We start from the raw sequence: 23,456 nt of genomic DNA on the forward strand, positions 1-23,456 counted from the left end.
ATAATGCTTTTGAGATCGAAGGCTTAGCAAACAAGGAGATCGATCATGCAATTTTCCACAACCCCAACACTTGAAGGTCAGACCATCGTTGAATATTGCGGTGTGGTGACGGGCGAAGCGATTTTAGGCGCCAATATTTTTCGTGATTTCTTTGCCGGTATCCGCGATATCGTCGGCGGTCGTTCAGGGGCTTACGAAAAGGAACTGCGCAAAGCCCGGGAGATTGCGTTTGAAGAATTAGGCTCCCAGGCACGGGCGCTGGGAGCGGACGCAGTGGTTGGCATTGATATCGACTACGAAACTGTCGGGCAAAACGGCAGTATGCTGATGGTCAGCGTCAGCGGAACGGCGGTGAAAACACGTCGATGAGAAGCGTTTTCTGGCTGGTTGCGGCGATCCTGTTACTGGCAGGGTGTGCAGGCGAAAAAGGCATTGTCGAGAAAGAGGGATACCAACTCGATACCCGACGCCAGGCGCAGGCGGCGTATCCGCGCATTAAAGTGCTGGTGATCCACTACACGGCGGATGATTTCGACACGTCGCTGGCGACGCTGACCGATAAAAAAGTCAGCTCGCACTACCTGGTGCCAGCCGTGCCGCCGCGTTTCAACGGCAAACCGCGTATCTGGCAACTGGTGCCGGAACAAGAACTGGCCTGGCACGCGGGGATTAGCGCCTGGCGCGGGGCGACGCGGATTAACGATACCTCTATTGGCATTGAGCTGGAAAATCGCGGCTGGCAGAAATCAGCGGGGATGAAATATTTTACGCCGTTTGAACCAGCGCAAATTCAGGCGCTCATTCCACTGGCGAAAGATATTATCGCCCGCTATCACATCAAACCAGAAAACGTAGTGGCACATGCGGATATTGCCCCACAGCGCAAAGACGATCCTGGTCCACTGTTCCCGTGGCAGCAACTGGCGCAGCAGGGGATTGGTGCCTGGCCGGATGCATCGCGCGTTAGCTTTTATCTGGCCGGGCGCGCGCCCCACACGCCGGTAGAAACCGCATCGTTGCTTGAGCTTTTGGCACGCTACGGCTATGACGTAAAACCTGAAATGACGCCGCGCGAACAGCAGCGAGTGATTATGGCGTTTCAGATGCATTTCCGCCCGACGTTATATAACGGCGAAGCGGATGCAGAAACTCAGGCGATTGTCGAAGCGTTGCTGGAGAAATATGGTCAGGATTAGCGCGGCAGTTTTCCGTGGTCGCGCAGCCAGGCGGCAGTTTGCTCAATACCTTCATTTAGCGTGATGATCGGCTGATAACCTAACTCTTCCTGCGCACGCGTGATATCCAGCGTAAAGTCAAAATTCAACTTGGAGACGCCGTAATGGGTCAGCGGCGGCTCTTTTGCTGACTTGCGTCCTAAACGCTCCATACTGCGGGCAATCATATCCAGCATCGGGTAAGGCACCGACCGGATACGGCAATCAATGTTCAGTTCGTCGATCAGTTTCTGTACGATGCTGCGCAGAGTGCGATGTTCGCCGTTGGTAATGTTGTACGTACGACCAGAAGGCAACTTATCGCACGCTTCCTGACTCGCCAGCCACATAGCGTGCACGGCATTTTCATAGTAGGTCATATCGACCAGCGCGCTGCCGCCGTGGGGTAACAGGATGCTGCCGTAGTGGTGCATCATATGCGCCAGACGGGGAATAAAAACTTTATCGTGCGGGCCGAACAGACTTTGGGGGCGCAGAATAGTAAAGCGCGTTTGTGGGTTGGTCTGCGAAAGCATATTGATCACCTCTTCGCTGGCGGCTTTGCTGCGGGCAAATTCGTTGGCGAAGCGGTGAGGGCGAAAATCTTCTTTGATATCGCGATGGTGGTGATAGTCGAAGTACAGGGAGGGTGAAGAGATATGAATAAAATTACGTACACCCCAGGCGACAGCCCATTCGCCCAGGCGGCGAGTGGCGCGAACGTTTGCCAGATCGAAAGCCTGCTGCGTTCCCCATGGCGAGGTAAAGCTGGAACAGTGCCACAGTGTATCAATGCCTGCGAGCATCACCTTCGCCTGCGATGAGACCAGCTCAGTCAGATCCGCATGGACAAACTCTGCACCTATTTTTTCCAGCAATTTGCCCATCGCTTCGTTGCGACCGGTTGCTCTCACACTGATGCCTTTCCGGCATAAAAACTCAACCGCGTTTCGACCTAAACCGCTGGTGGCGCCGGTAACCAGTACCTTCATATCATTCCACTGTTGTTGATAAAACGACGAGCGCATTCTTCCGTGATTTCCTCCTTGATGCAATGGGAAACGTGAAAGAATAACGCAGGTTTTTTTCGATTAATCTGTGCTTTGTTCTGCAAGTCTGGCGATTCGTTTTGCCATGCCGCGAAAAATAAACAGATGCGCTGGGATCATCAGTAGCCAGTAAAACAACCCTGGCATACCGTGAGGATGCCAGAAGGCGCGTACATCAATAGTGCGATAGTCGCCTTTATCTTCCAGAGTAAAACACAGTCTTCCCAGCCCCGGCGCTTTCATGCCAAATAACAGGGTAAGTTGTTTTTCCGGTTCGACGATAATCACTTTCCAGCTATCCACCGCATCGCCTGTTTGCAGATATTCCCGTGCGGGGCGACCTTTCGCCAGTTTGTGACCTATCGCGCGATCCATTAGCGCCCGGGTCTGCCACAAAATATTGCCAAAGAAATAACGCTCTTTACCGCCGATTTGATTCACCACCTGCCATAAAGCCTGAAGGCTGGCGGAAGTTTTAACGGTAAACCCCGCCTGTTTGGCGAAATAACCGTATTCTGGTCGCCAGCGGGCAAAGGCCTGAGCGTCGTATCCCCAGTCGCTGGAGTTGACCAGTTTTTCTTCCTCTTTCAACGTGCTACGTACCGCATCATCGAAAGCGATCAGCGGTTGTGGAATGAGTGCACGTAACGCGGTGTCATCTGCTAACAGATCGTGTTTCAGCCCCTGAATCAACGCTTTGGCGGTGGTGGGCGGTACGGAAGTAATCACATTGAGAAACCATACCGAAATCCAGCGGGTGGGAAAGGGGATGGGGATCAACCAGCGGCGCTTACCGCTTACGGTCATAAAATGTTCAAATTGTTGTTGATAACTGAGCACCTCTGGTCCGGCAGCTTCGAAGATGCGGTGTTCGCTGGCCGGATGATCTAACAGCGCCACCAGATAGTGCAGCAGGTTTTCCAGCGCGATGGGCGTGGTGCGTGAACGAACCCAGCGCGGCGGGGTTAGCACCGGCAGGTTGTATACCATATCGCGCATGACTTCGAACGCCGCTGAACCTGCGCCAACGATAATTCCGGCACGCAATTCGGTCACCGGGACACCCGCTTCACGAAGAATGTCCGCCGTAGCCTGACGGGCGCGCAGATGGTCTGACTGCTCATGTGGCGGGGCTTGCAGTGAACTGAGGAAGATTAATTGCTTAACCGGCACTTTGCGCAGCGCATCGCGGACGTTGAGAGCCACCTGGCGCTCCTGCGCGATAAAATCGCCGCCTTCGCCCATGCTGTGCACCAGAAAATAGACGGTATCGATATCCTGCAATAGTGCCGGTAGGTTATCCGGCCAGCTAAGATCGACTTTATGGCAACTGACATTAGCCAGTTGCAGCTTCGAAAGTCTGTCGACGTGACGTGCCGCCGCCAGGATCTGATGCCCATGCTGGCTGAGTGTGCGCACCAGATGCTGACCAATGTAGCCACTGGCACCGAGAACTAAAATGCGTTGCGGCACGTCTCTCTCCTTAACGCGTCAGGAAAGCGCGCCAGTGGGCGGCGACTTCCGCCAGTTGTTCGCGCGAGACGTCAAGATGCGTCACCAGGCGGACAATCGGCGAGGCGTTGATCAGTACGTTTCGCGCTTTCATGTATTCACCTAACGCGGCAGCATTTTCTTCCCCGACGCGGACAAACAGCATATTAGTGTTCTGACGCATCACATCCGCGCCTGCTTCACGCAACTGTTCCACCATCCAGGCGGCGTTGTCGTGGTCTTCCTGCAACCGCGCGACGTTATTTTTCAGCGCATACATCCCGGCGGCAGCCAGAATGCCGGACTGGCGCATCCCGCCACCTGTCATTTTCCGCCAGCGGATGGCGCGTTTAATGTAATCACGATTACCGACGAGTAATGAACCGACTGGCGTCCCAAGACCTTTCGACAGGCAAATGGTGAACGAATCACAATATTGCGTGATCTCTTTCAGTTCGCAGCCGTAAGCTACTACGGCATTAAAGATGCGCGCGCCGTCAACGTGTAGCGCCAGATTACGCTCGCGGGTAAATTCCCATGCCTGTTTCAGGTATTCACGCGGCAGCACTTTGCCGTTGTGGGTGTTTTCCAGACTGAGTAATTTGGTGCGGGCGAAGTGAATATCGTCGGGTTTGATTTTCATCGCCACTTTATCCAGCGGTAGCGTGCCGTCGGCAGCAGCGTCGATGGGTTGCGGCTGAATACTGCCCAGCACCGCAGCGCCACCGGCTTCAAACAGATAATTATGCGCGGCCTGACCGACAATATACTCTTCGCCACGTTCGCAGTGACTGAGCAGAGCGACCAGGTTAGCCTGGGTGCCGGTCGGCAGAAAGATGGCGGCTTCTTTACCGGAAAGCTCTGCGGCGTAGTCCTGCAAAGCATTAACGGTAGGGTCGTCTCCGTAAACGTCGTCCCCTACCGGGGCGGCCATCATCGCTTCGAGCATGGCGCGGCTCGGTCGGGTTACGGTATCACTGCGTAAATCAATCATGGCATGTCCTTATTTATGACGGGAAATGCCACCCTTTTTACCTTAGCCAGTTTGTTTTCGCCAGTTCGATCACTTCATCACCGCGTCCGCTGATGATCGCCCGCAGCATATACAGGCTAAATCCTTTGGCCTGCTCGAGTTTGATTTGCGGCGGAATGGCTAACTCTTCTTTGGCAACCACCACATCCACCAGCACCGGGCCGTCGATGGAGAAGGCGCGTTGCAGTGCTTCATCGACTTCAGACGCTTTTTCTACGCGAATACCCGTAATGCCGCACGCTTCGGCAATGCGGGCAAAGTTGGTGTCGTGCAGTTCGGTGCCGTCTGTCAGGTAGCCTCCGGCTTTCATCTCCATCGCCACAAAGCCCAGCACGCTGTTGTTAAAGACGATAATTTTCACCGGCAGTTTCATCTGCACTACTGACAGGAAATCGCCCATCAACATGCTAAAACCGCCATCGCCGCACATGGCGACCACCTGACGTTCCGGCTCCGTCGCCTGAGCACCCAGCGCCTGTGGCATGGCATTAGCCATTGAACCGTGGTTAAACGAACCTAACAGGCGACGCTTGCCGTTCATTTTCAGATAACGCGCTGCCCATACTGTTGGCGTACCTACGTCACAGGTAAAGATGGCGTCATCGGCGGCAAAATGACTGATTTGCTGGGCCAGATATTGCGGGTGAATGGCTTTCTCGCTCGGTTTAGCTAAATCGTCCAGCCCTTTTCGGGCATCGCGGTAATCTTCCAGCGCCTTATCGAGGAACTTGCGATTGGTTTTTTCTTCCACCAGCGGCAGCAATGCACGCAGAGTCGATTTGATATCGCCGACCAGTGCCATATCCACCTTGCTGTGTGCGCCAATGCTCGCTGGGTTGATATCAATCTGAATAATTTTGGCATCGGTCGGGTAGAACGCGCGGTAGGGGAACTGGGTGCCGAGCAGCACTAACGTGTCGGCGTTCATCATGGTATGAAAACCTGATGAGAAGCCGATTAATCCCGTCATTCCGACATCATACGGATTGTCGTATTCGACATGTTCTTTACCGCGCAGGGCATGGACGATTGGCGCTTTAATTTTTCCGGCAAACTCGACTAACTCTTTATGCGCCCCCGCACAGCCGCTGCCGCACATCAGGGCGATATTGCTGGAGTAACGCAGCAGTTGCGCCAGTTTGCGTAACTCTTCTTCTTCCGGTGTGACTACCGGCTGTGGCGCATGATACCAGTGCGAGGTCGCCCCTTCTGGCGCAGGTTTTAACGCCACGTCGCCCGGTAAAACGACAACGGAAACGCCACGGTTAAGCACCGCTTTGCGCATGGCAATCGCCAGCACTTGTGGGATCTGCTCCGGGCTGGAAACCAGCTCGCAATAGTGACTACATTCGCGGAATAACTCTTGCGGGTGGGTCTCCTGGAAATAGCCGCTGCCAATTTCGCTGGAAGGGATGTGGGCGGCAATCGCCAGTACCGGAACGTGATTACGATGACAATCGAACAGGCCGTTGATTAAGTGCAGGTTGCCGGGGCCGCACGATCCGGCACAGACCGCCAGTTCTCCCGAAAGCTGGGCTTCAGCGCCAGCGGCAAAGGCCGCGACTTCTTCATGGCGAGTAGGCATCCACTCGATAGTGCCCATGCGATTAAGACTGTCGCTAAGACCGTTCAGAGAGTCACCCGTGACTCCCCAGATGCGTTTCACGCCTGCCGATTCGAGTGTTTTGGCGATATAAGCTGCAACCGTTTGTTTCATGGTTCTCCGTCTCCTGAATGTGATAACGGTAACAAGTTTAGTAGATGCTGCCTGTTGCGCTGGCTGAATACTGATATTTCTGTTGCTTTTAATCCGGGAATCGCCAAGGCTGATGCGAATGGCATTTTTACGATAAAAGGAGTTAATTCAGATGGTTACACCAATGTTAAATGCAGTGAACCGGATGCTGACGCATGAGGATTTTGGCAAATTATTGTTACGCCTGGCGGTGGGAGGATTGATGCTTTTCCACGGGATACATAAGTTATTTGCCGGAATTGACGGTATTAGTGGAATGCTGGTTGCAAAAGGTTTTCCTGGCTTTACTGCCTACGGCGTACTGATTGGGGAAGTGGTTGCGCCGATATTGATTATATTCGGTATTTTGACGCGACCTGCCGCATTGGTTATCGCCCTGACAATGGTCGTGGCGTGGTTGATGGTGGGAATGGGAAAAACAGGGATGCTGGATAAAACCGGAGCCTGGGCGATTGAAAGCCTGGTTTATTTCTTTATTGCAGCTCTCGCCGTCGCTTTTCTTGGTGCCGGACGTTATGCCGTGGCGGGTAATTCTGCCTGGCGATAATTCCTTAAAAAATGCCCGGCTAAGTTTGCCGGGCATTAAACTTTAGGCGAGCACCATATCCCCCTGCGGATGACATGAACACGCCAGTACGTAACCTTCAGCGATTTCGGCGTCGGTCAGCGTCATGGTGCTGCTCACCGTATATTCACCGGAAACCACTTTTGTCTTACAGCAGCCGCAAACACCCGCACGGCAGGCGGCGACAACCGGAACTTTGTTGCTTTCCAGCGCCTCCAGCAGCGTGGTGCCAACCGGTGCGTAAAATTCTTGCGCCGGTTGCAGTTTGGTGAATTTCAGACCGCTGGTCGCCGCTTCCGCCACTGGCGTAAAGAATTTCTCTTTAAAGAAACGTGTCACGCCAAGCGTCTTCACTTCCTGTTCCACCCAATCCATATACGGCGCCGGGCCACAGGTCATCACAGTACGCGAAGCCAGGTCAGGAACGCTTGCCAACAGTTCGCGAGTGAGACGCCCAGCGATAAAGCCCTCACTGACGTTATTTTCTGCCACCAGCGTCACCGGATAATTACGCCACTCATCGGCGAAAATGACGTCCTGCGGCGTACGCACGTTGTAGATCACCTGTACATCTGCCTGCGGACGATTTTTCGCCAGCCAGCGACGCATCGACATAATCGGCGTGACGCCGCAGCCGGCCGCCAGTAACAGGAATTTATCTTCAGATTTATCGTCGCAGGTAAATTCCCCCATCGCGTCCGAAAGCCAGAGATAGTCACCGCGTTTCACTTCGCGGGTCAGCCACTGGGAACCGACACCGTCATCAATCCGCCGCACGGTCAGGGTGATGTATTCACTCACACCAGGTGTGGAGGAGATGGTATAAGCACGCAGCGTTTCGGCTGAGTTTCGCACGCTGACCAGCGCATATTGCCCGGCGCGATACGGATAGTAATCGTGGCAAATCAGGGAAATCGTCCACACATCCGGCGTTTCTTGCTTAATGTGATGAACCTGCATCCGCCACGGGCATTGATTCGTTGGCATCGTCATCGACAAACTCCTTACGCGCTCAACAGTTGCTTCATGTCTTCTTCAACAGTGGTGATAGAACGCAGGCCGAATTTCTCATTCAGCACCGCCAGCAGGTCTGGGGTCAGGAAGCCAGGTGCAGTCGGGCCGGTGACGATATTTTTCACGCCCAGAGAAAGCAGTGTCAGCAGAATGACAATCGCTTTCTGTTCAAACCAGGAGAGCACCAGCGACAACGGCAGATCGTTGACACCGCATCCCAGTTTTTCTGCCAGCGTTACCGCCAGAATAATCGCCGAGTATGCATCGTTACACTGACCGGCATCCACCAGACGCGGCAGACCTTCGATATCGCCAAACTCAAGTTTGTTAAAGCGATATTTACCACAGGCGAGGGTCAGGATCAGGCAGTCATCCGGCACGCTGGTGGCGAAATCGGTGAAGTAGTGACGTTCGCCGCGTGCGCCGTCACAGCCGCCAAGCAGGAAGATATGACGCAGTTTTTCGCGGCTGACCAGATCAATCAGCGTATCCGCCGCGCCAAGCAGCGTCTGGCGACCAAAGCCCACATTGATCAGGTGCGGAATTTCGCTGTACGGGAAGCCCGCCATTTGTTGCGCCTGGGCGATAACCGCAGAGAAATCTTCGCCATCCAGATGACGCACGCCCGGCCAGCCAACAATACTGCGGGTCCAGATACGATCGTCATAAGCGCCCACGGTTGGGTCGATGATGCAGTTAGAGGTCATCACGATGGGACCAGGGAAGCGAGCGAACTCAACTTGTTGATTCTGCCAGCCGCTGCCGTAGTTACCGACCAGATGTTTGAATTTACGCAGTTCCGGATAGCCATGCGCTGGCAGCATTTCGCCGTGGGTGTAGACGTTAACGCCCGTGCCTTCGGTCTGTTCCAGCAGGTTGTAGAGATCTTTGAGATCGTGACCGGAAATCAGGATGCATTTACCCGCCGTCGCTTTCACGTTGACCTGAGTTGGCGTCGGGTGACCATATTTACCGGTTTCGCCTGCATCCAGAATGCTCATCACTTTGAAGTTCATCTGACCGATTTCCATTGAACATTCGAGAAGTGCGTTCATATCGGAAGGCCACGTCCCCAGCCATGCCATGATTTTATGGTACTGGGCGTAAATATCGTTGTCGTATTGACCGAGAACATGCGCGTGTTCCATATAGGCTGCCGCACCTTTCAGGCCATACAGGCAGAGCAGACGCAGGCCGAGAATGTTTTCGCCAATCGCCGCTTTATCTTTGTTCGGAGTAAATTCTGCTGCCTGACGTTGCAGTTCGCCGAGATCGTCGCTCGCCAGTTGTAAGTCCGCCATCGGATTATCGACGTGGGCGTTGGCATCTACAGCCAGGCATTGCGCTTTCAACGCCTCGCGCAGGGCAATCGCTTCACGAGCGTAGCCGACAATACGCGGAGAATCGAAGTTAACGTTGGTCAGGGTTGAGAAAAATGCGCGTGGCGCAAAGCTGTCTACATCGTGGTTGATGATGCCGTATTCACGCGCTTTAACCGCCCAGGCCGAAAGCCCTTGCAGCGCCGCGATGAGTAAATCCTGAAGGTCAGAGGTTTCCGCCGTTTTACCACACATCCCCTGCGCGTATGAGCAGCCGTTTCCTGCCGGAGTACGGATAGTTTGTTCACATTGCACACAAAACATGATCACACCTTTTAAAGTTATATTTAATATACATGTTTAAGGTTAAGACTCTTCAAGACGGGATAAAAGGGGTTTTTCATGCAACTTTAAGGGAGATTGATTTAGCGCAATTTTGGCGGCAGGGATCTACCGCCAGAGAGGTATTACGCAGAGAAAAGGGCGATCAGAATTGGCACTAACAGGCTAAGAATAAAACCGTGAACAATCGCCGCTGGAACCATCTCCAGCCCGCCTGTCCGCTGAAGCACGGGTAGGGTGAAATCCATTGATGTGGCACCGCACAAACCCAGTGCCGTTGAGCGACTGCGACGGATAAGACCGGGGATGAGCATAATGGCGATTAGCTCACGAGCCAGATCATTAAAAAACGCCGCGCTTCCGATTACCGGCCCAAAAGATTCGGTCAACAAAATACCGGAAAGAGAATACCAGCCGAAACCGGAGGCCATTGCCAGCGCGGTATTGATGGGGAGATCAAGAATAAAGGCGTTAATTAAGCCACCAATTAAAGAACTGGCAACCACCACTACAGCGACAATCATTCCCCGGCGATTAAGGACAATCTGCTTTAAGGTCATGCCATTATTGCGTAGCTGAATACCGACGAGGAAAAGTAACAGAATTAAGGTGTATTCGCTGGCTTCAGTGGCGTGTTGTAAGAAACCTAATCCGCTAAGGCCAATGGCAAAACCAATTACGACTACGCCGCACAGTTTTAGCGACTCCAGCGCCATCGCAATACGTGACGGGAGTTTTTCTTGCTGATGGTGATTACGCCACGGCAAACCGCGCTCCAGCCACATAAGGGCGGCAATATTACACAGTAAAATAACGGTAATACTGACGGCAGAATAATGCAGAATCGCCAACAGGTTACTGGCGAGGTTATCGAGAAACGCCAGACTGATACCCATAAAAAAGAGAATAAGGTAAACCATCCAGCTTAATAGCTGATTAATAACTTTTAATGCAGCTTTTTGGCGAAGCGGAATGAGGTAACCCACAATCAGGGGAACCAGAATGATTAACAGCCCAGAAAACATGAAAACCCAGTCCTTGCAAAGAAAGAAGTCGAAATGCGCGATGACACACTACTGAAAGCGGAAGGACGAGTAAAGTTGCAATTAAAAGGAAATGTTATGCACAAGAAGGGGACTGCGTTGAGCTTAAAGATCTCGTCATTCTATTTGAGAGCTTAACATTGTTGCACTCCTTTCATGTGCAATGCCATATAAAGCCACTGGTGCAAGGAGCGCGCAGGGGGCGGCCAGTCGCCGCCGCCCCCTGCACCCCCGGGCTCTGGCGAACAAAATCGCCGCTGCGCGGTGCCTTCAGCTTATCCCCTTCGGCTACCGGGTCGAGCGCGAGGTAACGTCCCTGTAAGACGCGCCCTCAGCCCACATCCATGTGGGCTGCCCCGGCCTTCGGGGAACGCTTCAGCGATTTTGACGCCACCAACACCCGTGCGGTTTGTAACGTCGAAGATAAAACAATCAGGGCAGATAAAATGCCAATGCTAATTAATCACGTTTTTCCAGCAGAGTACGGTAAATCAGACCACCGATAATACCGCCGACAATTGGCACCACCCAGAAGAACCACAGTTGTTCTAATGCCCAACCGCCCTGGAAGATAGCAACCGCAGTACTGCGCGCCGGGTTAACGGAAGTGTTAGTCACCGGAATACTGATTAAGTGAATCAGTGTTAATGCCAGACCAATGGCAATGGGTGCAAAACCCGCCGGAGCGTATTTGTCGGTTGCACCGTGGATCACCAGCAGGAAACCCGCACTCAGTACCAGTTCAACCACCAGTGCAGAAAGCATGGAATAACCGCCCGGTGAATGCTCGCCATAACCGTTAGAAGCAAAACCGCTGGCTGCCGCGTCAAATCCAGCTTTGCCGCTGGCAATTAAATACAGCAATGCCGCCGCCACAATACCGCCGACAACCTGGGCAATCACATAGCCAACGACTTCTTTTGCCGGGAAACGACCGCCAGCCCATAAACCAATAGTGACTGCCGGGTTAAAATGACCACCAGAAATATGACCGACAGCGAAGGCCATGGTCAGTACGGTCAGACCAAAAGCCAGCGCGACACCAGCAAAACCAATGCCTAATTCCGGGAACGCTGCTGCCAGCACTGCGCTACCGCAGCCACCAAATACAAGCCAGAAAGTACCAAAACATTCAGCTGCTAATTTTCTGAACATATCCACCTCAATTAAAAATTGACCCTGTGAAAAATATGGTCGTTTTATAGGGTCGTCGTAAAAAAGTGACGACAGAAATAATGCGTGGGTATTTTAAAAACGAAGGCGAGTCATTCGCCAGATAAATAAATCCAGTAATTTTGATTTAGGGCAATAGTCAGTTCCCTCATATAGTCATTTGCCTGATTGACATTGTAGTGCAAACAACTGAATTAAGCCTTTGGTGGTAACAAAAATAATTCATAAGCTAATTATTTGATTTCGTTGTTTTTTCAGGGGGATCGTTAAGAGGGTATATAACACAATTATTCGCTCATTTTTCAGTCATTTGCCATGCTTAATTGTGCTGTCATCACGTATTGTCACCGTCTTTCTCGTTATACTGCCGGAGTAGAAGATAAATAACATATTTCTGGAGGGGATATGATTCTTGAGCGCGTTGAAATTGTGGGTTTTCGCGGTATCAACCGTTTATCGTTGATGCTGGAACAAAACAATGTCCTGATTGGGGAGAACGCGTGGGGTAAATCCAGCTTGCTGGACGCTTTAACCCTGCTGTTATCGCCAGAGTCAGATCTCTACCATTTTGAGCGCGACGATTTCTGGTTTCCGACGGGAGATATCAATGGGCGGGAACATCATCTGCATATCATTTTGACCTTCCGCGAATCGCTGCCAGGCCGACATCGGGTGCGCTGCTATCGTCCGCTGGAAGCGTGCTGGACGCCGTGCGCCGATGGCTATCACCGTATTTTTTATCGCCTGGAAGGGGAGAGTGCGGAAGACGGCAGTGTGATGACACTCCGCAGTTTTCTCGATAAAGACGGACATCCGATTGATGTCGAGGATATTAACGATCAGGCACGCCATCTGGTGCGTTTAATGCCGGTGCTGCGCTTGCGTGATGCCCGTTTTATGCGCCGTATTCGTAGTGGCACGGTGCCAAATGTCCCCAATGTGGAAGTCACCGCACGCCAGCTCGATTTCCTCGCCCGTGAGTTATCCTCGCATCCACAAAATCTCTCTGATGGGCAGATTCGTCAGGGACTTTCGGCAATGGTGCAACTGCTTGAGCATTATTTCTCTGAGCAGGGAGCCGGACAGGCGAGATATCGTTTAATGCGGCGGCGAGCCAGCAATGAGCAACGAAGCTGGCGATATCTGGATATCATCAACCGGATGATTGACCGGCCTGGAGGTCGCTCGTATAGGGTTATTTTGCTCGGCCTGTTTGCCACTTTATTGCAGGCAAAAGGTACATTACGGCTGGATAAAGACGCCCGTCCATTATTGCTGATAGAAGATCCAGAAACCCGTTTACACCCCATTATGCTTTCCGTTGCCTGGCATCTGCTGAATCTTCTGCCATTGCAACGTATTGCTACAACCAACTCTGGCGAGCTGCTTTCGTTAACACCGGTAGAGCATGTTTGCCGTCTGGTGCGTGAATCTTCTCGCGTTGCCGCCTGGCGTCTGGGGCCGAGTGGCTTGAGTACTGAAGATAGCCGACGCATATCCTTTCATATTCGTTTTAATCGTCCGTCATCGCTGTTTGCTCGCTGCTGGTTGCTGGTGGAAGGGGAAACAGAAACCTGGGTTATCAATGAACTGGCGCGCCAGTGTGGACACCATTTCGATGCCGAAGGGATCAAGGTCATTGAATTTGCCCAGTCCGGGCTAAAGCCACTGGTTAAATTTGCCCGGCGAATGGGGATTGAATGGCATGTACTGGTCGATGGCGATGAAGCAGGGAAGAAATATGCCGCTACGGTACGCAGCCTGTTGAATAACGATCGGGAAGCTGAACGAGAACATTTAACGGCGTTACCGGCGCTGGATATGGAACATTTTATGTATCGCCAGGGATTTTCCGATGTGTTCCACCGCGTGGCGCAGATCCCGGAAAATGTGCCGATGAATCTGCGCAAAATTATCTCGAAGGCGATCCATCGCTCTTCCAAACCCGATCTTGCCATTGAAGTGGCAATGGAGGCCGGTCGTCGTGGTGTGGAATCCGTACCGACGCTGCTGAAAAAAATGTTCTCACGCGTGCTGTGGCTGGCGCGCGGTCGGGCAGATTAACCGCGAAACATCGTTGCCATCTGTGGCTGAATGGCGTCGAGCATCTCATAGCGCCGACGGTATTCAGCTCGTTTTTTACTGGCGATTTCGGCAACTTCTTTTCGTGCTATCAGTGCCGGAAGGCGGTAATGGCGTTCAGCATCACATACGCCGCCAACCGATTCCCAGAAAGCGTTGTAATCAGCGTGGATCTTGCCTTCTTTATCGCGATAACGCAGGCTGCGGTAAATATGCGTTTCATTACTGACGGCAATGATTTGCTCTACCTGTAAACGTTGGGCAAACAGGCAGGCCGCTTCCATCACGAGGCGTTTTGGAAATAGCCCGTGGCAGGCTTTCGTCGCATTCTGAATTTCCTGATGCGGAATTTCCCATTTCGCACCTTGCAGTCCACCAATAAACATCGTTCTTTTCCCTTGATATTCACACAGGGTAAAAGTGATCTCTGCCAGAGGAATACCTTCACTGTTGCGGAACAGGATTGTGCTGTCACCTTCTTTATCCATTGAGATCATCATGGTCAGCTCAAGCGTGAACGGCTCACCATTTTTACCTTCCAGCTTCGCCAGTTGCAGGCCGGGGGTATTCAAATATAAGCTGAATTCTTCTGCCGACATACACGCACGCAGCAATGCATAATGGTAACGTAGCGCCTCGAGTAATTGCTTACGGCTAAGATTGGCGGCAAGGTAAGGGCGATGCAGACGAACAGGCAGTCGCGGCTGGCGTGTTAACAGCGTATTGAGATTAGGCCAGTGGGATAGTTCGTTCATCCATTCAACGCTTAAGCGCGGCATAATCAACGAGCGCAGCAAAAATTTCTGACGAAAGCTACGTCGGTGCCAGAATTTACCTGGTCGACACTGTCCGCGTGCCAGACTAAGAAAAAGAGACAGGCTGCTGAGAGATTCAGATGGCGTTAAGGACCGTTCAGTTAGCTGCGACATATTCATGAAATCAATGGTTGTACATGACGCCGATTTCACCATTGCGTATCTTAACCAAACATCAATAGTGTGATTACTAACGTAAATTTTAGGGTTTTGTTGATATTTCGTTGAAGTTGATGACCCGGATTGGCATATGGAGTATTCAGAATATTTATGAAAAATCGGAGAACCGTGAAGAAACGTTACGTTATTGCGCTGGTGATAGTCATCGCCGGGCTGATTGCGTTATGGAGAATTCTCAACGCGCCCGTGCCGACTTATCAGACACTGATTGTTCGCCCCGGTGATTTGCAGCAAAGCGTACTGGCGACCGGAAAGCTGGACGCGCTGCGTAAGGTTGACGTGGGCGCGCAGGTTAGCGGTCAGTTGAAAACGCTGTCGGTGGCGATTGGCGATAAAGTTAAAAAAGATCAGCTTTTAGGGGTTATTGATCCTGAGCAGGCTGAAAACCAGATCAAGGAAGTGGAAGCAACACTGATGGAGCTGCGCGCGCAGCGGCAACAGGCGGAAGCGGAGTTGAAACTGGCGCGGGTGACGTATTCACGTCAACAACGTCTGGCGCAAACGCAGGCGGTTTCACAACAGGATCTCGACACCGCCGCGACGGAGATGGCTGTGAAACAGGCGCAAATCGGCACTATTGACGCGCAAATCAAGCGCAATCAGGCCTCTCTCGACACCGCTAAAACCAATCTTGATTACACCCGCATCGTTGCCCCGATGGCTGGGGAAGTCACGCAAATCACCACTCTGCAAGGTCAGACGGTGATTGCCGCACAACAAGCACCGAACATTCTGACGCTGGCGGATATGAGTACCATGCTGGTAAAAGCGCAGGTTTCTGAAGCGGACGTCATTCACCTGAAGCCGGGGCAAAAAGCCTGGTTTACGGTGCTTGGCGATCCGCTGACGCGCTACGAAGGGCAGATTAAAGACGTGCTACCGACGCCGGAAAAGGTTAACGACGCCATTTTCTACTATGCCCGTTTTGAAGTCCCAAACCCCAATGGTTTGCTGCGACTGGATATGACCGCACAGGTTCATATTCAGCTCACCGATGTGAAAAACGTGCTGACGATCCCTCTGTCAGCGTTAGGCGATCCGGTTGGTGATAATCGTTATAAGGTTAAATTGTTGCGTAATGGTGAAACACGCGAGCGTGAAGTGACGATTGGCGCACGTAACGATACCGATGTTGAGATTGTCAAAGGGCTGGAAGCGGGCGATGAAGTGGTGATTGGTGAGGCCAAGCCAGGAGCTGCGCAATGACGCCTTTGCTCGAATTGAAGGATATTCGCCGCAGCTATCCCGCTGGGGATGAGCAGGTCGAGGTGCTGAAGGGCATCAGCCTTGATATTTATGCCGGTGAGATGGTGGCGATTGTCGGCGCTTCGGGTTCTGGTAAATCGACCCTGATGAATATTCTCGGCTGCCTGGATAAAGCCACCAGCGGCACCTATCGCGTTGCCGGCCAGGATGTTGCCACACTGGACGCCGATGCGCTGGCGCAACTGCGCCGCGAGCATTTTGGCTTTATTTTCCAGCGTTACCATTTGCTTTCGCATTTAACCGCCGAGCAGAACGTTGAAGTACCCGCCGTCTATGCCGGTCTTGAGAGGAAACAGCGACTGCTGCGCGCCCAGGAGTTACTGCAACGACTGGGGCTGGAAGACCGCACAGAATATTACCCTGCGCAGCTTTCCGGCGGTCAGCAACAGCGCGTCAGTATCGCGCGGGCATTGATGAACGGCGGGCAGGTGATCCTTGCCGATGAACCGACCGGCGCACTGGACAGCCATTCTGGCGAAGAGGTCATGGCGATCCTGCATCAGTTACGCGATCGCGGGCACACGGTGATTATTGTCACCCACGATCCGCAGGTCGCTGCTCAGGCCGAGCGGGTGATCGAAATTCGCGACGGCGAAATCGTGCGCAATCCGCCCGCTATTGAAAAGGAGAATGTTGCTGGCGGGACGGAGCCTGTAGTCAAAACGGCGTCTGGCTGGCGGCAGTTTGTCAGCGGTTTTAACGAGGCGCTGACGATGGCGTGGCGGGCGCTGGCAGCGAATAAAATGCGTACTTTACTGACCATGCTGGGGATTATTATCGGTATTGCGTCGGTGGTTTCTATTGTCGTGGTGGGCGACGCCGCCAAACAAATGGTGCTGGCGGATATTCGTTCTATTGGTACGAATACTATTGATGTCTATCCCGGGAAAGATTTTGGCGATGACGATCCGCAATATCAACAGGCGCTGAAATACGACGACTTAATCGCTATTCAAAAACAGCCGTGGGTCGCCTCTGCCACCCCCGCTGTCTCGCAAAACCTGCGCCTGCGTTATAACAATGTTGATGTAGCTGCCAGTGCCAACGGCGTGAGCGGCGATTATTTCAATGTCTATGGCATGACCTTCAGCGAAGGCAACACCTTTAATCAGGAGCAACTCAACGGTCGCGCGCAGGTCGTCGTTCTCGACAGTAATACCCGCCGTCAGCTTTTCCCGCATAAAGCGGATGTGGTTGGCGAGGTGATTCTGGTTGGTAATATGCCAGCGAGGGTCATCGGCGTAGCGGAAGAAAAACAGTCGATGTTTGGTAGCAGTAAAGTGCTGCGCGTGTGGTTGCCTTACAGCACGATGTCCGGGCGAGTTATGGGACAGTCGTGGCTTAACTCAATTACCGTAAGAGTGAAAGAAGGCTTTGACAGCGCCGAGGCGGAACAGCAACTGACGCGTTTGTTGTCGCTGCGTCACGGCAAAAAGGATTTCTTCACCTGGAACATGGACGGCGTCTTGAAAACCGTCGAAAAGACCACACGTACTTTACAACTGTTTCTGACGCTGGTGGCGGTGATTTCGCTGGTGGTCGGAGGCATTGGTGTAATGAACATTATGCTGGTGTCAGTGACCGAGCGAACGCGGGAAATTGGCATTCGCATGGCTGTGGGGGCGCGAGCCAGCGATGTACTGCAACAGTTTCTGATCGAAGCCGTGCTGGTTTGTCTGGTGGGTGGCGCGTTAGGGATCTCTCTTTCGCTGTTAATCGCTTTCACCTTGCAGCTTTTTTTACCCGGCTGGGAAATTGGCTTTTCTCCGTTGGCGCTGCTGCTGGCGTTTCTTTGCTCGACCATAACCGGGATTTTATTCGGCTGGCTGCCTGCGAGAAATGCGGCACGGCTGGATCCAGTGGATGCTCTGGCGCGAGAGTAGTATTTGAGATAAAAATGCCAGCCGATCGGGCTGGCATTTTGCCTGTAGGATGTACACAATGAGACAGAAGAGCTATGCGACTGCCGCTTCTACTTCGACGGGCACAATAACACTGGCATGATTGCCTTTTGGCCCCTGGTGGACATCAAACTGAACGGATTGCCCAGCTTTTAGCGTTCTGTAACCATCCATCTGGATGGTGGAATAATGAGCGAAAATATCTTCGCCGCCGCCTTCAGGGCAGATGAAACCAAACCCTTTGGCATTGTTGAACCACTTAACAGTACCCTTTTCCATGCTTCGACATCCTTCGCAAATCTTATACAAGTAAGATGGAATAAACCGGGGTCAGAGAGGGGGCAGTTCAAAACCTCGCCAACTCTAGAAATACAATTTAGAGAAATAGGGCGAGTCGTCAAGCGTTTGACAGGAGCCAGGGGGTAGGTATGCATCAAAAATTTGAAGCAGTTAACGCTATTGACAGTAATGTGACTGATGTCGCTGATGCCAACGATAGATGATACTTATCTATTATGTGGAGTAGATTGGTCAGGCAAATAAGCTCTTGTCAGCGGCAGAGCGTTCTGCCGATAACCGTAACCGAAGATGATAACTGACAATGGGTAAAACGAACGACTGGCTGGACTTTGATCAACTGGCGGAAGAAAAAATGCGTGACGCGCTAAAACCGCCATCTATGTATAAAGTGATATTAGTCAATGATGATTACACTCCGATGGAGTTTGTTATTGACGTGTTACAAAAATTCTTTTCTTATGATGTAGAACGTGCAACGCAATTGATGCTCGCTGTTCACTACCAGGGGAAGGCCATTTGCGGAGTCTTTACCGCCGAGGTTGCAGAAACCAAAGTGGCGATGGTGAACAAGTACGCGAGGGAGAACGAGCATCCATTGCTGTGTACGCTGGAAAAAGCCTGAATGCAGGCATAAAAATTGGGGGAGGTGCCTATGCTCAATCAAGAACTGGAACTCAGTTTAAACATGGCTTTCGCCAGAGCGCGCGAGCACCGTCATGAGTTTATGACCGTCGAGCACTTGTTACTGGCATTGCTCAGTAATCCGTCTGCTCGGGAGGCGCTGGAAGCATGTTCCGTGGATCTGGTGGCGCTCCGTCAGGAACTGGAAGCCTTTATTGAACAAACCACACCCGTTCTGCCTGCCAGTGAAGAGGAGCGCGACACACAGCCGACGCTGAGTTTTCAGCGTGTACTGCAACGTGCGGTCTTCCATGTACAGTCCTCCGGTCGCAGTGAGGTTACCGGTGCGAATGTTCTGGTTGCTATCTTTAGCGAACAGGAGTCACAGGCGGCGTATCTGTTGCGCAAACATGAAGTCAGCCGTCTCGATGTGGTGAACTTTATTTCTCATGGCACGCGTAAAGACGAGCCATCTCAGTCTTCTGAACCAGGAAACCAGCCGAGCAGTGAAGAACAAGCTGGTGGGGAGGACCGTATGGAGAATTTCACGACTAACCTGAACCAGCTTGCACGCGTGGGAGGAATCGACCCGCTGATTGGTCGTGAGAAGGAACTGGAGCGCGCCATTCAGGTTCTCTGTCGCCGCCGTAAAAACAACCCGCTGCTGGTCGGGGAGTCTGGCGTCGGTAAAACCGCCATTGCGGAAGGTCTTGCCTGGCGTATTGTTCAGGGCGATGTACCGGAAGTGATGGCTGACTGTACGATTTACTCCCTCGATATCGGTTCTCTGTTAGCGGGCACCAAATATCGCGGCGACTTTGAAAAACGTTTCAAAGCATTGCTTAAACAACTTGAGCAGGATACAAACAGCATCCTGTTTATTGATGAGATCCACACCATCATCGGCGCAGGTGCAGCCTCTGGCGGTCAGGTGGATGCAGCTAACCTGATCAAACCGTTGCTCTCCAGCGGTAAAATTCGCGTAATTGGTTCGACAACCTATCAGGAGTTCAGCAACATTTTCGAGAAAGACCGTGCTTTGGCGCGTCGCTTCCAGAAAATTGATATTACTGAACCGTCGATCGAAGAAACTGTTCAAATCATCAACGGCCTGAAACCGAAGTACGAAGCGCACCACGACGTGCGTTATACCGCGAAAGCGGTGCGTGCGGCGGTAGAGCTGGCGGTGAAATACATAAACGATCGTCATCTGCCGGATAAAGCGATTGACGTTATCGACGAAGCGGGCGCTCGCGCACGCCTGATGCCGGTAAGCAAGCGCAAGAAAACGGTCAATGTGGCGGATATTGAGTCCGTGGTAGCCCGTATTGCGCGTATTCCAGAGAAGAGCGTTTCTCAGAGTGACCGCGATACGCTGAGAAACCTCGGTGATCGCCTGAAAATGCTGGTCTTCGGTCAGGATAAAGCCATTGAGGCGCTGACTGAGGCTATCAAGATGGCGCGTGCGGGTTTAGGCCACGAACATAAACCGGTCGGTTCGTTCCTGTTTGCTGGTCCAACTGGGGTCGGGAAAACCGAGGTGACGGTACAGCTTTCCAAAGCCCTGGGCATTGAGCTTTTACGCTTTGATATGTCCGAGTATATGGAGCGTCATACCGTCAGCCGCCTGATTGGTGCACCTCCGGGATACGTTGGTTTTGATCAGGGTGGTCTGCTGACCGATGCGGTGATCAAACATCCGCACGCGGTGCTGCTGCTGGACGAAATCGAGAAAGCGCATCCGGACGTATTCAACATTCTGTTGCAGGTGATGGACAACGGCACGCTGACCGATAACAACGGACGCAAGGCAGATTTCCGTAACGTGGTGCTGGTGATGACCACCAACGCCGGGGTACGTGAAACCGAGCGCAAATCTATTGGCCTTATCCACCAGGATAACAGCACCGATGCGATGGAAGAGATCAAGAAGATCTTTACGCCAGAGTTCCGTAACCGTCTCGACAACATTATCTGGTTCGATCATCTGTCAACCGACGTAATCCATCAGGTGGTGGATAAATTCATCGTCGAGTTGCAGGTTCAGCTGGATCAAAAAGGTGTTTCTCTGGAAGTGAGTCAGGAAGCACGTAACTGGCTGGCCGAGAAAGGTTACGACCGGGCAATGGGTGCACGTCCGATGGCTCGCGTCATTCAGGACAACCTGAAAAAACCGCTCGCTAACGAACTGCTGTTTGGCTCGCTGGTGGACGGCGGTCAGGTCACCGTTGCACTGGATAAAGAGAAAAATGAGCTGACCTACGGGTTCCAGAGTGCGCAAAAGCACAAGGCGGAAGCAGCGCATTAATCTGATTGTTAGGTAGGTTGGTGAAGTCCGTAATCTCGAAAGAGGTTACGGACTTTTTGTTTATGGGGTGGAGGAGGTTCAGACCCTTTTTTTAATGATGATGGTAAGTTGTTGATAATTAGTCCTGCGGGAAGGTAAGGATAAAAAAGGGTGGTAGCAGGAAAATGAGATGGTTTTGCTTTATTAACAACGGGCTAAACGTGTAGTATTTGAGTTCACTGCTGTACAGGCAGCTTAGAAAGTGCGCTTTAGCGAGGAATCAAAAGCCATTCGGTTCACTGCCGTACAGGCAGCTTAGAAATTCACAGGTAACATACTCCACCCGCCCACCATGTTCACTGCCGTACAGGCAGATAAAATGCGAAAAAAAGCTCGCACTTTCGTACGAGCTCTTCTTTAAATATGGCGGTGAGGGGGGGATTCGAACCCCCGATACGTTGCCGTATACACACTTTCCAGGCGTGCTCCTTCAGCCACTCGGACACCTCACCAAATTGTTTTGCTGCCAAACCTCATGGGTGGCAACGGGGCGCTACTATAGGGAGTTGGAGTAAAACGGTCAAGAAGAATTTTAATGATAATTATTGTTTGCTCATACTGTAAACAACTTGTGCAGTATATCTACATCGAGACAAGTTATGGACTTATACTTCCAAAGTACTTCATACATATCACAAAATAAAAAGGCCGGTTAAACCGACCTTTTATTCGTTCTTTCTCTTCGCCCATCAGGCGGCAAAACAATCAGCGACTACGGAAGACAATGCGGCCTTTGCTCAGGTCGTACGGGGTCAGTTCAACAGTCACTTTGTCGCCCGTCAGGATGCGGATGTAGTTTTTGCGCATTTTACCGGAGATGTGTGCAGTAACCACGTGACCGTTTTCTAACTCTACGCGGAACATGGTGTTAGGCAACGTTTCAAGAACGGTGCCTTGCATTTCAATATTGTCTTCTTTGGCCATCTAATCCTCTGGGGTATCACTACCGTAATTTGAACCGGCAAGATAATGCCGAAGTTCTGTAAATAAGTAAAGATTTGCGCGCTAAATCGCAACAAACAGGTTTGGCACATAACTCCGAAAACACACGGCTAAGCCGCACCAAAAGCGCAACGTATAAGGGAGCGGTGAGATAAACGATGGGCGTTACCTGACGCGAAAAATTCCTTATCGGCAGCGGAGTAATGAGCGTAACCAACTCTGCGACCGCAATTATAACACTCTGGAGAGAAATGTGCCGAAAACATTCATTTCTGAGGCGAAAACAATTGCCGTGGCACCCAGAAGTTATTCGGCAATCGTTCCGGGCGCATTTGATTAAGATAATTGAGGTAATCCCTGCGGGGAATTTCGCAGGCGCCAAGCGAAGCTGTGTGATCATTAAGCACCTGACAGTCGATTAATTTGCCACCGTGATGGATAAATTCTTCGCAGAATACCAGGAGCGCCGTTTTGGACGCATTTTCCATGCGGCTGAACATCGACTCACCACAAAATAACGTTCCCTGCGCCACGCCATATATGCCGCCGACAAGCTCGTCTTCACGCCAGACTTCAATCGAGTGGGCATGACCCAACTCGTGCAGGCGGTAGTAGGCTTCAACCACGTCGCGCGTGATCCAGGTTCCTTCTTCGCGATCGCTGGCACAACCTTCAATAACCTGACCAAAGGCGTAATTCATTGTGACACGATAGGGCGAGCGTTTATGAAAGCGTTTCATACTACGACTAATATGCAGTGATTCTGGCCATAATACCGCGCGCGGATCGGGCGACCACCACAGAATGGGGTCGCCAGGAGAAAACCACGGAAAAATACCGCGTTGATAAGCCATTAACAGACGCGCAGGGCTTAGATCGCCCCCCAGCGCCAGCAAGCCGTTAGGCTCACGTAATGCGCCTTCCGGGGAAGGGAAGGCTATTGAATGGCGAGAAAGCTGAACCAGGCGCATGACCGCAAAACTCCACTACGCAAGTCGGATCG

At 52.1% G+C, this 23,456-nt stretch carries 21 protein-coding genes and 1 tRNA gene; 9 read left to right on the forward strand and 13 right to left on the reverse strand.

Annotation, left to right across the window (positions count from 1 at the left end; translation table 11 throughout):
* Positions 1-45: 45 nt before the first annotated feature.
* Positions 46-369: a heavy metal-binding domain-containing protein gene (locus tag A7Z29_RS13865; RefSeq protein WP_001160737.1), complete on the forward strand. Its 324-nt coding sequence runs from the start codon at positions 46-48 to the stop codon at positions 367-369.
* On the forward strand, positions 366-1,196 hold the full coding sequence (gene amiD / locus A7Z29_RS13870) for an N-acetylmuramoyl-L-alanine amidase AmiD (protein ID WP_001258029.1): 831 nt from the start codon (positions 366-368) through the stop codon (positions 1,194-1,196). Before A7Z29_RS13865 ends, amiD begins: the two co-directional genes overlap by 4 nt.
* Here amiD and A7Z29_RS13875 read toward each other — a convergent pair.
* From A7Z29_RS13875 to poxB, 4 genes are all read right to left on the reverse strand, one after another.
* Positions 1,193-2,206 (reverse strand): NAD-dependent epimerase/dehydratase family protein, encoded by a 1,014-nt coding sequence (locus A7Z29_RS13875; protein ID WP_024191085.1) that lies wholly within the window; start codon positions 2,204-2,206, stop codon positions 1,193-1,195. The two genes, amiD and A7Z29_RS13875, sit on opposite strands and share 4 nt — an antisense overlap.
* 99 nt (positions 2,207-2,305) lie before the next feature.
* Positions 2,306-3,736: an SDR family oxidoreductase gene (locus tag A7Z29_RS13880; RefSeq protein ID WP_085460564.1), complete on the reverse strand. Its 1,431-nt coding sequence runs from the start codon at positions 3,734-3,736 to the stop codon at positions 2,306-2,308.
* A gap of 10 nt (positions 3,737-3,746) precedes the next feature.
* On the reverse strand, positions 3,747-4,748 hold the full coding sequence (gene ltaE / locus A7Z29_RS13885) for a low-specificity L-threonine aldolase (protein ID WP_105290379.1): 1,002 nt from the start codon (positions 4,746-4,748) through the stop codon (positions 3,747-3,749).
* A gap of 37 nt (positions 4,749-4,785) precedes the next feature.
* Positions 4,786-6,504: a ubiquinone-dependent pyruvate dehydrogenase gene (gene poxB, locus A7Z29_RS13890; RefSeq protein WP_105290380.1), complete on the reverse strand. Its 1,719-nt coding sequence runs from the start codon at positions 6,502-6,504 to the stop codon at positions 4,786-4,788.
* A 151-nt stretch (positions 6,505-6,655) separates the two neighbouring features.
* Between poxB and A7Z29_RS13895 the strand changes: the two genes are divergently transcribed.
* A complete protein-coding gene (locus A7Z29_RS13895; protein WP_085460567.1) occupies positions 6,656-7,090 on the forward strand; it encodes a DoxX family protein in 435 nt (144 codons plus the stop codon).
* Between the two features lie 42 nt (positions 7,091-7,132).
* Here the strand turns inward: A7Z29_RS13895 and hcr are convergent, their stop codons facing one another.
* The 4 genes from hcr to aqpZ form a co-directional block, all read right to left on the reverse strand.
* Entirely contained in the window at positions 7,133-8,101 is a 969-nt protein-coding gene (hcr, locus tag A7Z29_RS13900) for an NADH oxidoreductase (RefSeq protein WP_000178649.1), read from the reverse strand.
* Positions 8,102-8,112: 11 nt separating this feature from the next.
* A complete protein-coding gene (hcp, locus tag A7Z29_RS13905; RefSeq protein WP_085460568.1) occupies positions 8,113-9,765 on the reverse strand; it encodes a hydroxylamine reductase in 1,653 nt (550 codons plus the stop codon).
* Between the two features lie 143 nt (positions 9,766-9,908).
* Positions 9,909-10,808, reverse strand: coding sequence for an L-lysine exporter LysO (gene lysO / locus A7Z29_RS13910; RefSeq protein WP_000491129.1), 900 nt, complete (start codon positions 10,806-10,808; stop codon positions 9,909-9,911).
* Positions 10,809-11,285: 477 nt separating this feature from the next.
* A complete protein-coding gene (gene aqpZ, locus A7Z29_RS13920) occupies positions 11,286-11,981 on the reverse strand; it encodes an aquaporin Z (RefSeq protein WP_010347562.1) in 696 nt (231 codons plus the stop codon).
* A gap of 423 nt (positions 11,982-12,404) precedes the next feature.
* Here aqpZ and A7Z29_RS13925 point away from each other — a divergent pair, with 423 nt between their 5' ends.
* Positions 12,405-14,063: an ATP-dependent endonuclease gene (locus tag A7Z29_RS13925; RefSeq protein WP_105290381.1), complete on the forward strand. Its 1,659-nt coding sequence runs from the start codon at positions 12,405-12,407 to the stop codon at positions 14,061-14,063.
* Here the strand turns inward: A7Z29_RS13925 and A7Z29_RS13930 are convergent.
* Positions 14,060-15,016 (reverse strand): VirK/YbjX family protein, encoded by a 957-nt coding sequence (locus A7Z29_RS13930; RefSeq protein ID WP_157944803.1) that lies wholly within the window; start codon positions 15,014-15,016, stop codon positions 14,060-14,062. The genes A7Z29_RS13925 and A7Z29_RS13930 overlap by 4 nt on opposite strands.
* 150 nt (positions 15,017-15,166) lie before the next feature.
* On the opposite strand from A7Z29_RS13930, the gene macA reads away from it, so the two are divergent.
* Both macA and macB read left to right on the forward strand, forming a co-directional pair.
* Entirely contained in the window at positions 15,167-16,282 is a 1,116-nt protein-coding gene (gene macA / locus A7Z29_RS13935; protein ID WP_000797455.1) for a macrolide transporter subunit MacA, read from the forward strand.
* Positions 16,279-18,225, forward strand: coding sequence for a macrolide ABC transporter ATP-binding protein/permease MacB (macB, locus tag A7Z29_RS13940; protein WP_000188131.1), 1,947 nt, complete (start codon positions 16,279-16,281; stop codon positions 18,223-18,225). Before macA ends, macB begins: the two co-directional genes overlap by 4 nt.
* 72 nt (positions 18,226-18,297) lie before the next feature.
* Here the strand turns inward: macB and cspD are convergent, their stop codons facing one another.
* Entirely contained in the window at positions 18,298-18,522 is a 225-nt protein-coding gene (cspD, locus tag A7Z29_RS13945) for a cold shock-like protein CspD (protein ID WP_000410785.1), read from the reverse strand.
* Between the two features lie 149 nt (positions 18,523-18,671).
* Between cspD and A7Z29_RS23770 the strand changes: the two genes are divergently transcribed.
* The 3 genes from A7Z29_RS23770 to clpA all read left to right on the forward strand — a co-directional run bounded on the left by A7Z29_RS23770 (position 18,672) and on the right by clpA (position 21,472).
* A complete protein-coding gene (locus A7Z29_RS23770; RefSeq protein ID WP_212741843.1) occupies positions 18,672-18,746 on the forward strand; it encodes a hypothetical protein in 75 nt (24 codons plus the stop codon).
* A 98-nt stretch (positions 18,747-18,844) separates the two neighbouring features.
* Positions 18,845-19,165 (forward strand): ATP-dependent Clp protease adapter ClpS, encoded by a 321-nt coding sequence (gene clpS, locus A7Z29_RS13950; protein ID WP_105290383.1) that lies wholly within the window; start codon positions 18,845-18,847, stop codon positions 19,163-19,165.
* Between the two features lie 30 nt (positions 19,166-19,195).
* The gene (gene clpA / locus A7Z29_RS13955; RefSeq protein WP_000934072.1) at positions 19,196-21,472 is read left to right on the forward strand and encodes an ATP-dependent Clp protease ATP-binding subunit ClpA; all 2,277 of its coding nucleotides are present in this window, start codon (positions 19,196-19,198) and stop codon (positions 21,470-21,472) included.
* Between the two features lie 403 nt (positions 21,473-21,875).
* Here clpA and A7Z29_RS13965 read toward each other — a convergent pair.
* From A7Z29_RS13965 to aat, 3 genes are all read right to left on the reverse strand, one after another.
* Positions 21,876-21,963, reverse strand: a tRNA-Ser gene (locus A7Z29_RS13965).
* Positions 21,964-22,216: 253 nt separating this feature from the next.
* Positions 22,217-22,435: a translation initiation factor IF-1 gene (gene infA / locus A7Z29_RS13970; protein WP_001040187.1), complete on the reverse strand. Its 219-nt coding sequence runs from the start codon at positions 22,433-22,435 to the stop codon at positions 22,217-22,219.
* A gap of 284 nt (positions 22,436-22,719) precedes the next feature.
* Positions 22,720-23,424 carry a leucyl/phenylalanyl-tRNA--protein transferase gene (gene aat / locus A7Z29_RS13975; protein ID WP_001241665.1) on the reverse strand — a complete coding sequence of 235 codons (705 nt, stop codon included), beginning with the start codon at positions 23,422-23,424 and terminating at the stop codon, positions 22,720-22,722.
* Between the last annotated feature and the right edge of the window lie 32 nt (positions 23,425-23,456).

This window comes from Escherichia sp. MOD1-EC6842 (genome assembly GCF_002965705.1).
GTDB classification, from domain to species: domain Bacteria; phylum Pseudomonadota; class Gammaproteobacteria; order Enterobacterales; family Enterobacteriaceae; genus Escherichia; species Escherichia ruysiae.